Annotated in this window: 11 protein-coding genes, 9 tRNA genes and 1 pseudogene; 1 reads left to right on the forward strand and 20 read right to left on the reverse strand. The window is 45.0% G+C overall.

What is annotated here, in order from left to right; translation table 11 throughout:
- Positions 1-196: 196 nt before the first annotated feature.
- From ACFSCZ_RS16965 to ACFSCZ_RS17010, 10 genes are all read right to left on the reverse strand, one after another.
- Positions 197-270: transfer RNA gene (locus ACFSCZ_RS16965), tRNA-Gly, on the reverse strand.
- Between the two features lie 19 nt (positions 271-289).
- Positions 290-366, reverse strand: a tRNA-Pro gene (locus ACFSCZ_RS16970).
- A 24-nt stretch (positions 367-390) separates the two neighbouring features.
- A tRNA-Arg gene (locus ACFSCZ_RS16975) sits at positions 391-467 on the reverse strand.
- Positions 468-475: 8 nt separating this feature from the next.
- Positions 476-562 (reverse strand) — tRNA-Leu (locus ACFSCZ_RS16980).
- Between the two features lie 73 nt (positions 563-635).
- Positions 636-708, reverse strand: a tRNA-Lys gene (locus tag ACFSCZ_RS16985).
- A gap of 1 nt (position 709) precedes the next feature.
- Positions 710-784: transfer RNA gene (locus tag ACFSCZ_RS16990), tRNA-Gln, on the reverse strand.
- A gap of 58 nt (positions 785-842) precedes the next feature.
- A tRNA-Asp gene (locus ACFSCZ_RS16995) sits at positions 843-915 on the reverse strand.
- A gap of 643 nt (positions 916-1,558) precedes the next feature.
- Positions 1,559-1,630, reverse strand: a tRNA-Glu gene (locus ACFSCZ_RS17000).
- A 5-nt stretch (positions 1,631-1,635) separates the two neighbouring features.
- A tRNA-Ser gene (locus ACFSCZ_RS17005) sits at positions 1,636-1,726 on the reverse strand.
- A 78-nt stretch (positions 1,727-1,804) separates the two neighbouring features.
- Positions 1,805-2,257 (reverse strand): SprT family protein, encoded by a 453-nt coding sequence (locus tag ACFSCZ_RS17010; RefSeq protein ID WP_380775601.1) that lies wholly within the window; start codon positions 2,255-2,257, stop codon positions 1,805-1,807.
- Between the two features lie 86 nt (positions 2,258-2,343).
- Between ACFSCZ_RS17010 and cmpA the strand changes: the two genes are divergently transcribed.
- Positions 2,344-2,460, forward strand: coding sequence for a cortex morphogenetic protein CmpA (gene cmpA, locus ACFSCZ_RS17015; protein ID WP_380775605.1), 117 nt, complete (start codon positions 2,344-2,346; stop codon positions 2,458-2,460).
- Positions 2,461-2,618: 158 nt separating this feature from the next.
- Here the strand turns inward: cmpA and ACFSCZ_RS17020 are convergent, their stop codons facing one another.
- From ACFSCZ_RS17020 to ACFSCZ_RS17065, 10 genes and pseudogenes are all read right to left on the reverse strand, one after another.
- The gene (locus ACFSCZ_RS17020; protein ID WP_380775607.1) at positions 2,619-4,790 is read right to left on the reverse strand and encodes a Tex family protein; all 2,172 of its coding nucleotides are present in this window, start codon (positions 4,788-4,790) and stop codon (positions 2,619-2,621) included.
- Positions 4,791-4,882: 92 nt separating this feature from the next.
- The gene (locus tag ACFSCZ_RS17025; protein WP_380775608.1) at positions 4,883-5,479 is read right to left on the reverse strand and encodes a PP2C family serine/threonine-protein phosphatase; all 597 of its coding nucleotides are present in this window, start codon (positions 5,477-5,479) and stop codon (positions 4,883-4,885) included.
- Positions 5,476-6,270, reverse strand: a complete 795-nt coding sequence (gene sigB / locus ACFSCZ_RS17030; RefSeq protein ID WP_380775610.1) for an RNA polymerase sigma factor SigB — start codon at positions 6,268-6,270, stop codon at positions 5,476-5,478. Before sigB ends, ACFSCZ_RS17025 begins: the two co-directional genes overlap by 4 nt.
- Positions 6,248-6,721, reverse strand: a complete 474-nt coding sequence (gene rsbW, locus ACFSCZ_RS17035) for an anti-sigma B factor RsbW (RefSeq protein WP_380775612.1) — start codon at positions 6,719-6,721, stop codon at positions 6,248-6,250. Before rsbW ends, sigB begins: the two co-directional genes overlap by 23 nt.
- The gene (locus tag ACFSCZ_RS17040; protein WP_380775614.1) at positions 6,721-7,050 is read right to left on the reverse strand and encodes an anti-sigma factor antagonist; all 330 of its coding nucleotides are present in this window, start codon (positions 7,048-7,050) and stop codon (positions 6,721-6,723) included. Before ACFSCZ_RS17040 ends, rsbW begins: the two co-directional genes overlap by 1 nt.
- A gap of 100 nt (positions 7,051-7,150) precedes the next feature.
- A complete protein-coding gene (locus ACFSCZ_RS17045) occupies positions 7,151-8,158 on the reverse strand; it encodes a PP2C family protein-serine/threonine phosphatase (RefSeq protein ID WP_380775617.1) in 1,008 nt (335 codons plus the stop codon).
- Positions 8,159-8,172: 14 nt separating this feature from the next.
- Positions 8,173-8,574 carry an anti-sigma regulatory factor gene (locus ACFSCZ_RS17050; protein WP_380775620.1) on the reverse strand — a complete coding sequence of 134 codons (402 nt, stop codon included), beginning with the start codon at positions 8,572-8,574 and terminating at the stop codon, positions 8,173-8,175.
- Positions 8,575-8,578: 4 nt separating this feature from the next.
- Entirely contained in the window at positions 8,579-8,935 is a 357-nt protein-coding gene (locus tag ACFSCZ_RS17055) for an STAS domain-containing protein (RefSeq protein ID WP_380775622.1), read from the reverse strand.
- Positions 8,935-9,768 carry an STAS domain-containing protein gene (locus tag ACFSCZ_RS17060; RefSeq protein ID WP_380775624.1) on the reverse strand — a complete coding sequence of 278 codons (834 nt, stop codon included), beginning with the start codon at positions 9,766-9,768 and terminating at the stop codon, positions 8,935-8,937. Before ACFSCZ_RS17060 ends, ACFSCZ_RS17055 begins: the two co-directional genes overlap by 1 nt.
- A gap of 762 nt (positions 9,769-10,530) precedes the next feature.
- Positions 10,531-10,655: pseudogene (locus ACFSCZ_RS17065) on the reverse strand (response regulator); the annotation flags it as partial.

Below are 10,655 nucleotides of genomic sequence, written 5' to 3' on the forward strand. Positions count from 1 at the left end.
GCCGCCAGCGTTCGTCCTGAGCCAGGATCAAACTCTCATAAAAGATGTTTGTTAGCTCATTTTAAAGCTGACTAAAAATCATAAATTATTGACGTTTCGTTTCGTTCAGTTTTCAAAGATCAAACTGCAAGTTACTGTTTTAAGCAACTATATTATTATATCGTGTCGCTTGCTGTTTGTCAACACTTTTTAAAAATGGAGCGGGTGATGGGAATCGAACCCACGACAACAGCTTGGAAGGCTGTAGTTTTACCACTAAACTACACCCGCGTTTGATATCGGTATTCTATGGTCGGGAAGACAGGATTTGAACCTGCGACCCCTTGGTCCCAAACCAAGTGCTCTACCAAGCTGAGCCACTTCCCGTTCATAGATTCAAAGAAAGTAAAATGGCGCGCCCGAGAGGAGTCGAACCCCTAACCTTTTGATCCGTAGTCAAACGCTCTATCCAATTGAGCTACGGGCGCTTATTATTTGGTGCGGTCGAGAGGACTTGAACCTCCACGGTATTGCTACCACTAGGCCCTCAACCTAGCGCGTCTGCCGATTCCGCCACGACCGCCTTTTTCAAGGACAAGATATATTCTATCACACACTTCAAAATGTGTCAATGATCTTTTGCTAGTTTTAAAAAGTGAGCCATGCAGGATTCGAACCTGCGACCCTCTGATTAAAAGTCAGATGCTCTACCAACTGAGCTAATGGCTCTTGGCTGGGCTAGCTGGATTCGAACCAGCGAATCACGGAGTCAAAGTCCGTTGCCTTACCGCTTGGCTATAGCCCATCGTTCCGAGTTTTTTATTATACAAAATCCAATGATACATTGCAAGGTTTTTTTGAAACGGTCCCGACGGGAATCGAACCCGCGATCTCCTGCGTGACAGGCAGGCATGTTAACCGCTACACCACGGGACCATCATATGTAAGCCTTTGGTGCTGCATTGTCCAGCTGCAGACAGCAGCGTTTCTACAAATCAACGAAGGTAAAAGACGCCTCCAATCGTTTTGTATCCAGCGTCTATCACCCCGGCAGCCGTCATACGCTTTTCGAACTGTCCAGATGAGCGGCCCAGCTCGAGATCATAAGTCAATCCCCTGTGACGGCTGTAAAGCTGCCTCCTCAGGAATCGTCTTACACTTGCCTTTGGGCTTGTCTATCGTCCAGCGCAGGCGTCCGCGACTAGCAGACTTCACGCCTACTCCTACAATAAGTCAACTTCGGCTCGCCTTTGGCTTTGCCGTGTTTCCTTTATCTCGTCGAAGAACTCCAGTCTGTACGTCGCTAAATGACGCCTTCCGCTTTTCTGTCTGTCCAGCTCCAGCGCCTAGCCCCTCGAGGTCATAAGCCGCTTCCCTGTGGCGGCTGTAAAGCTGCCTCCTCAGGAATCGTCTTATGCTTGTCGGGGCTGGTCAAGGCGCTTCCGCTTTTCTGTCTGTCCAGCTCCAGCGCCTAGCCCCTCGAGGTCATAAGCCGCTTCCCTGTGGCGGCTGTAAAGCTGCCTCCTCAGGAATCGTCTTATGCTTGTCGGGGCTGGTCAAGGCGCTTCCGCTTTTCTAATGACCCCTACGGGATTCGAACCCGTGTTACCGCCGTGAAAGGGCGGTGTCTTAACCGCTTGACCAAGGGGCCGGACATGGCGGAGAAGGAGGGATTTGAACCCTCGCGCCGCTTACGCGACCTATGCCCTTAGCAGGGGCACCTCTTCGGCCTCTTGAGTACTTCCCCATTAGAAATGACTCTTCCGATTATAAATACTGAACAGCAGACTGTCAAGGGGTTTTAGACCGTTTTTTCTTTTTGAAATTATAGCTTTTCGCGTAGTTTTCCTCTGCATTTTCCGCACGCATATCGAATGATATTTACTCTCCGCCGGCGTTCGTACAGCTCACCGCAAGTTGTACATACATACATCCATTTCGGAGTCGTCCGATGTTGATCAGCAGATAATGGGGTACAGTGCCTGGGCGCCCCCACTTTTTGCATCAACAGGCGGAAATCGTGATCCCGGTGCTTGTACCCTTTGCCTTCCAGATGCAGATGATAATGGCATAGTTCGTGTTTAATGATCCCTTCCAGTTCTGCCATTCCATGTTCCTGATAATATTTCTTATTAATTTCTATATTATGCGTTCCCAGCATATAGCGTCCCCCTGTTGTCCGTAGACGAGGGTTAAAGTATGCCTGGTGCATAAATGGCTTGGAAAATAACTCTTTTGAGATTTTTTCAGTCAGCTTCTGGAGCTGTTCATTTGTCATTTTCTTTCCTCCCGCCGCATTGAACAGGATTGTTCCTTTTTTCATATTATATTTTACCAAAAAACTGGCGGGGGAGGTTGTACACCATGCCAATCTGGTTTAAAAGCCAGATGCAAAAAGCCTTCTTGGAAAAAGACCGGTATCAAATTAAACTGTTGAATCAATGCTGGTTTTACTACAGAAAAAAGCACTGCTCTCCCTAAGCCGGGGAGCAGTACTTTTTATACTCCCGGGTCTGAGAGGCCTTTTACATTCCATCTGATTGATTGCAAAGGTTATTTTCAATTCGGCTCCCCAAAAAATATTTAAAGACGCCGAGTTCTTATTTTCCCTCTCCACACTCTAATGATTTCCTCATCCATTAGGGTCCGACCATGGTCAGGGACAACCTTCCTTTATCAACATCCACTTTTTCTACCCAGACAGTGACCACATCACCAAGGGAAACAACGTCAAGCGGATGTTTGACGAATCGCTTGCTCAATTTGGAAATGTGAACAAGACCATCTTCTTTGACACCGACATCGACGAAGGCACCAAAGTCGACGACGTTCCGGACAGTTCCCTGAAGTTCCATTCCCGGCTTCAGATCTTCCAGTTTCATTAAATTTTTTTTCAAAAGAGGCTTTGGCAATTCGTCCCGGGGGTCACGTCCGGGCCTCATCAACGAATCAATGATATCTTTTAGAGTCAGTACACCCAATCCCAGTCCCTCTGCCGTTTCCTCCACGTTCAATTGATGGAGGGCCTGCTTCATCTTTTCAGTTCCGACATCCGCAGATGTCAATCCGATGGACTTGAGCAACTTTTTAACCTCCGGATAGCTTTCCGGATGGATCGGCGTGGAATCAAGCGGCTCATTTCCGTCCAAAATCCTCATGAATCCAATGGCCTGCTCATATGTTTTGGCTCCAAGCCGCGGTATGTTTTTTAATTGAGCGCGGGTGCTGAATTTTCCATTATCCTCGCGATACTTAACAATGTTGTTGGCCACAGCCTTGCTTAAGCCCGATACATATTGAAGAAGTGATGGAGATGCCGTGTTGACGTTCACACCGACTTGGTTTACCGCCGTTTCCACCACAAAAGCAAGCTCTTCATTTAATTTCTTCTGTGTCACATCGTGCTGGTATTGACCGACTCCAACAGATTTCGGATCAATCTTCACAAGCTCCGCCAAAGGATCCTGCAGACGCCGGGCAATGGAAACGGCACTTCGTTCTTCAACCTGCAAATCCGGAAATTCCTCTCTTGCCAAATCAGAGGCGGAATATACGCTCGCTCCCGCTTCATTGACAATCATGTAGGATACATCTTTTTGAAGTTCTTTTAATATATTTGCAGTGAATTGCTCCGTCTCCTGTGAGGCAGTACCATTCCCGATCGCCACGATTTCAACAGGGTATGTTTCCAGCACATGAAACATCTTTTCTCTCGCCTGCTCCTCCTTGGCCCTTGGCGGATGCGGGTAGATCACATCAATATGAAGCACTTTCCCCGTTTCATCGACAACCGCCAGCTTGCAGCCCGTACGGTATGCCGGGTCCACTCCCAGCACCACTTTTCCTTTCAGCGGCGGCTGCAGCAGCAGCTTTCGAAGGTTTTCGGAGAAGATGTGGATCGCCTGTTCTTCTGCTTTAGTGGTCAGTTCATTTCGGATTTCGCGTTCAATTGCAGGTCCAATCAGGCGCTTGTAGCCGTCTTCTATGGCCTCTTCCACTTCCCCGGCAGCGACGGATGATTGATTTTTTATAAATGTACGTTTTAAATAGTTGATGATTTTTTCCGTATCCGCTTTGACGGAAACTCGCAGTATCCCTTCCTTTTCGCCGCGGTTCAATGCAAGAACACGGTGAGGGACAATTCTTTTCACCGGCTCCTCATAGGCATAATACATCTCATACACTGATTTTTCGTCAAGCTCTTCTTTTTTCACTTCCGACACCACTTGGCCGGACCGGAACGTCTCGTCCCTGATCCACTGCCGGACAGCGGCATCGTCGGACACCCGTTCAGCCAAAATGTCTTTTGCCCCTTGTACGGCTTCTGCTGCTGTTGCCACTTTTTTGTCATCAGAAATATATTTTTCGGCTTCCTCTTCTATCTGTCCTTCTGTCGGGAACGCCCACATCCAGTCTGCCAGCGGCTCCAGTCCTTTTTCCTTCGCAACTGTTGCTTTCGTACGGCGCTTTTGTTTATATGGCCGGTATAGATCTTCCACCGTTTGCAGTTTGTCGGCTTTTGTTATCTTCTGCTTTAAAACCTCAGTCAGCTTTCCCTGTTCATCGATCAGGCGAAGAACATCTTCTTTACGCTGCTCCAGATTTTGTATGTATCCCCAATTTTCCATAATATCTTTAATTTGAACTTCATCAAGCGCACCGGTCATTTCTTTTCGATAGCGGGCAATGAACGGAACGGTATTCCCTTCTTCAAGCAAAGAGATGACATGATTGACCTGCTTCACTGCAAGGTTCAATTCTTTCGCAAGCCGATGGACCAGCTGCTCTTGCTTTGTTTCCGTTTCAATCATTCCAATCCCTCATTTCATTTTCATTCGCTATTCCTATATCTTACCATCGGGATCCTAGTAAATACCATGGTTCAACAGAAAAAACCCGCTGATTACAGCAGGTTTCCTACAATAAAGGTGACATCGTCACTCTCGTTGATTTGATTAAATTTTAATCGTTCAGCTAAATTGGGGAGCGATGGATGGTTTTGAATAATCGATTTTGTATCTTCATTTACAAAACCGTCAGAATGGAGTAAAAAAGTGGATTGAGGATCATAAGGGAATTTTTGCGTTCGGAATTTTTGCGGTCTGCCTGATAAATAACCTGATACAGGCATGGGGTAGACCATTTTTCCGGAAGGCGTGTAAACATAAAACCTGATGTACCCCACACAGCTATATTCAAAAGTTCTTTCGCGGAAGTCCACTTTGAAAATAGCAGTTGCTGCCCCCCGCTTGTTCAGCAGGACTTTATTGCTGAAGTTCATCAGGGTCTGCACATCTTCTTCCACATTGGATTGAACTACCGAAGTAACAGCCTGAGAAGACTCATATGCATATTCACCACTTCCAAGGCCGTCTGCTAAGACACATAGGAAATAATCGGTATTCGCAGTCATATAAAAGCTGTCCCCGCAAAATGCCTGTCCTTCCTTGGCCCTTTGAAAAGCATAGGCTTCCAAGCAATCGTTTTGAAAATGTATCATAAAGTGGAGCTCTCCGTATTTGCGGGTTCAGCAAATATAGCATCTTTCAATTTTTTAATTGCTCTCCTTTGAAGCCGAGATACGTGCATTTGTGAGATATTCAACCGATCTCCCGTTTCTTTTTGGCTTAAATTCTCCAAGTACGTATATTGAATAATTTGTCTTTCCCTTTCCGTTAATACATGCAGCACTTTTTCAACCACAAGCTTTTGATTGACTTTTTCATATCCTTCGTCCACATTTCCGATAATATCGAGCAACGTAACTGTACTTCCGTCTGCATCCGCCTCAATGGAATGGTCGACCGACAGCGCCTGGTAGCTTTTGCCCATTTCCATCGCTTCCAGTACTTCTTCTTCCGTGACATCCAGACGCTCGGCAATTTCATGGATTTGAGGTGAACGTTGGAGCTCTCTCGTCAAATCTTCAACCGTTGTTTTAATTTTAGGCCCCAATTCTTTAATTCTTCGGGGGACATGAACACTCCAAGTTTTATCACGCAAAAATCGTTTGATTTCACCAATAATGGTCGGTATGGCAAACGCCTCAAAAGATTTTCCGTACGATTCATCGTATCTTCTAATAGCTCCCAACAGCCCGATGATTCCCACTTGAAAAATATCTTCATGGTACGACTTTCCTTTTGAGTATTTGCGTGCAATGGAATCAACTAAATTTTTGTAATGAAGGACTAATTTGTTTTGTGCCTCTTCGTCTTCATGAAGCTGAAAGGCTTTAATCCACTCATTAACCTCAGGGTGTTTGTAATCAGGTTGAGATTTTTTCGGCATTAAGCTCCACCTGCTCTCCTTCCAGGTATTTTGTCATATAGACACTGACTCCCTGGTTCAATTGAACATTGACTTCATCCATTAAACTTTCAATTAAATAAAGCCCCAAGCCTCCTTCACGCATAAATTCAACGCTTTCTTTCTCTGAATACGGCCCTGTTTCTCTCCGGGCTTTTTTCAAGTCGAAACTTTTTCCGGAATCGGACACCATGACTTCGAGGCGATTTTCATAAAGCGCAAATCCGGCTACGACTTCCCCGCCTTCATTTGCCTTATAGGCATGCTGTACCGCATTGGTCACAGCTTCACTTGTCGCAATTTTTATATCTTCAATCACTTCATATGAAAAACCCATCCGGCTGGCAATTCCCGAAATCGTCAGTCGAACAACCCCGACGTATTCTGCCTTAGCGGGCACTTTCATTTCGATATAGTCAAAAGCTGCATCCATTATACTCCACCCTCCACCTCGGTATTGATGTCCATTACATCCGCAAGTCCAGTAATATCAAACAAGCGCTGCAGCCTCTCCGACATTCCCGTTAACTTCATATTGCCGCTACGGGCACTAAGCTGTTTGAAAAGTCCAACGAACACACCGAGTCCTGTGCTGTCCATATATTTTACACCGGATAAATCAATATTTATGGTCACACCGTCACCATCAGCAAGATCCATCAGCCTTTCTTTGACCTTCGGAGCTGTATAAGCATCAATTTCACCTGTTAATTTCACATAAAATATGCCGTCCTTTTCTTTCACATCTATAGTTACATTCACATTGCCCACCCCTATAATATGTATTATTTTGAGTACCGTTTACCCGTACCCGTTTTTGAATAAAGACAAACATATTTGCGAAAAGTTTTAGTAAAAAAATTTACGCATCTCTTTTTAAGATAATTAAAGTGAAATCGTCCCTGAGTTCAAAATGCTGAAGCCTTTCCAATTCCTTGTATACACTTGTGACAATGTCCTGCGCGGTCCCTGAAATATACCGGTGAATCAGTGAGGACAAAAAATCTCTATCAATAAATCCCTCTTCCGTACGGCATTCTGTCACTCCGTCGGATAAAAGAACAATCATGTCACCCGGATCCAAATCAATCTGGTATTCTTTGTAATTTGTATTCTTATTTATACCAAGCAGCAAACCTTTTCCGCCCAGCTCTTCAAACTTTTGATTTTTTGCCCGGTAAAAAAACCCGGGTTCATGCCCGGCTGTAGAATAACGAAAGGCATGCTTTTCAGGATCGTATACACCAAAACACATCGTAATAAACATGCTCGGGTCTACGTTTCGTTCAACAACCCGGTTTAAATTTTCCAGTATCGTTCCCGGGCTTAATTGGTTTTCCGGCAAACTGTCCATGGCATATTTGATCATGGACATGGAAAGGGCTGCAGGTATCCCTTTTCCGATCACATCCGCAATAGCAATACCGACATTCTTGTCATCATCTGTAACAAAATGAAAATAGTCCCCGTTCATTTGCCGGGCAGGCACACTAATCGCGCCGATGTCCGCACCGTCCACTTCCGGAATAGATGTTTGCAGGAGCGTTTCTTGCATACTAGCCGCTACTTCTATCTCATTGATCAACGCTTTCTGTTGAGTCCGGAGACTTTGGTGCTCCCGATAGGCGATCCCATAAGCCATCATGACTTCCAGCAACACATCAAAGGAATCCAGTATCTGGTCCGCGGAAGCTGATTCTTCCATCATAATCGATTTATGTAGACTAATAATTTCTTCAGGCGCTATATGATGCTCAATAAGTTTTCGGCTTAATTTCTGGCCCTGATATAATATTCTTTCATCTTTATTTATTAAATATTTAAGAACAATGTCTTTATACTTCGGCTCTACCGTCTCCCAAAACTCCACCCAATTCACTCCTTTTACCGGAGCCACTTAATCGCAGTAATTACAGTACCCTTCCCGGGTTCAGACTGAATATCGAATTCGTCCATTAAACGTTTGACACCCGGAAGACCGGCTCCCAATCCTCCGGAGGTGGAATATCCGTCTTCCATCACTTTTCGGATATCCGCAATCCCGGGACCTGTATCCTCTGCAATAATTTTCATTCCTTTTTTTCCATCTGAAAATATTTTATCTATTGTGACCTTGCCTTCTCCGGCATACAAAAAAATGTTTCGGGCCAATTCGCTGATTGCAGTTGTAATCCTTGCCTGGTCCACTACCCCAAAGCCCAGCTCTTTCGCTGCATTTCTGCCTAATTGGCGAACTGCTACGATGTCCCATTCATTTAATACTTTTACGAAGGACTGCAGCTCCATAGGCTTAATCCCCCAGTTCCTGTTGTAATTTATCTAAACCATTTTCCAAATCAAGAGCGGTCATCACATCTTCAAGCCTGATGCCCAGCTCAATGAGCGTGATGGCCACAGCGGGTTGTATTCCTGTGATGACAACCTTGGCTCCCATCAATTTGGACATTTCCATGACATCCCCCAACACCTTGGCAATGAAGGAGTCAATAAAATCGATGGATGTAATATCAATCACAACCCCGCGGGCATTGGTCTCATGAATTTTCTGCAAAAGATCTTCCTGAAAGGCGAGTGCTGTTTGATCATCTAATTCCCATTGAATGGAAACGAGCAAGCAATCACGCAGTTTTAAGATAGGTATTCTCACTACGCCTCCTCCTTTAGATTCACTATTTTTCGGTTCGTCAACGCCAGTGCTTCACCAATTCCCTTTTGTAAGGTGCTGGTCGTTGTAATCTGATTTAAATCGATACCCAGATTGACAATGGTCTGGGCAATTTCAGGCCGGATGCCGACCAGCATGCATTTTGATCCCACAAGTCTTACCGCGTCAGCTGCCTGAATAATATGATGTGCCACCATGGTATCTACAACAGGAACTCCTGTAATATCGATAAGGACCACTTCCGAGCGGTGTTTGACAACCCCTGACAGCAAATTTTCCATGATCAGCCTGGCTCTTTCTGTATCGATGGTTCCAACGAGCGGCATGACAGAAATCTTTTCAAAGACAGGTATTAAGGGAGCAGACAGTTCCTGCAGGGCAACCTTTTGAAGGGATACCGTCTTCTCCCAATTATTGGAATAGGATTCCACAATCTGAGTGGACATGGGTGCCACCCATTTGTCGATCTCCGTGATCAACTCAACCGTTTCCTCGCTCGTGTAATTTTTTTCCTGTCTCATTAAATTGAGAATCATGGTTTTTAACTCACTGAGACCTGTCAGGAGAAAGTTTAACGGCCAGCCAATTTTCACAGCTCTCTCTGTAATTCTTTCAACCCTCTGTTGATATTCTTTCTCTGAATCTACGATGTTGGAGACCGCTGCTTCAATAAATTCATGGCTTGTATTCTCGAATAAGTCATTTGAGATAATGTTGAGCGAGCGTTCGTCTCCCAGTTTCTTCATAGCAGTCATCCAATCCTGCAGTAACTGGCTCTTGTGTTCTCTTAAAAAATTGGCAACTTCTATATTCACTCCATCTTCCTCCAATCATCGAGCTGTTCACGTCCATTTTTAATTACATAAAATTATTCTACCAATATGATCATTCATCTGACAAATATTTGAAGAGCTCTATACCCCTTATTTGGTTGGCTAATACTGTTCGATATAAACCTACCCGTGGTCGGCTTACCGGCATGTCGGTTAGAATGGGCAGGAATAACTTGAAAGTTCGTCTTGTTCTTCATGTGTCATTTGACCTCTCACGCTGTTTGACATGCAATTTTAACAGAGGGTCAATGGAATACTTCGGCTCGTTTACATGTTTGGCCCCATTCGTGCAAAACCGTTGTTAACCAGCGTGCTCACTCGGGGAATGGCATTAATTGCATTCCACTTTGGACCAGTTTCAATGACTGGTCCAAAGTGGGGGACCCATGGCCTCCTCCAGTGACCGGATTCGGATACAAGGGCTTTTCCGGGTATTCGAGAATTGCTTGACCAAAGTTGAACCCCGGGGATTTTCCGGGTACTTGAGGCTCTCTCCAATGACGAAGTCCAACACAGAAAAATTTTCCGGGTACTCGAGATATTCCCCAGTGACCGAAGTCGAATTCTAAAGCTTTTTCAGGCACTCGAGAATCACTCCAGTAACCCAAGTTAACCCCGGGGATTTTCCGGGAACTGGAGACTTTTTCCAATGGCCGCCCCCTTTACCCGTGACATGTGAATAAAATCAGGCAAACCCCTTTCGGCTGCATGAAAAGGTATTAAAAAAAGACGCTAAAAAAGCGTCTCAGGCAGCATAATATCAAGAAGCACCAAATCCCATGACTGTTCACGAAACATCTTTAATCCATCTAAACCCGTAAATGCTTTTCCTGTTTCGTATCCTTCAAAAGATAACTCCAGCTCTAAGA

Source organism: Siminovitchia sediminis, from assembly GCF_042680885.1.
Classification (GTDB): Bacteria; Bacillota; Bacilli; order Bacillales; family Bacillaceae_C; genus Siminovitchia; species Siminovitchia sediminis.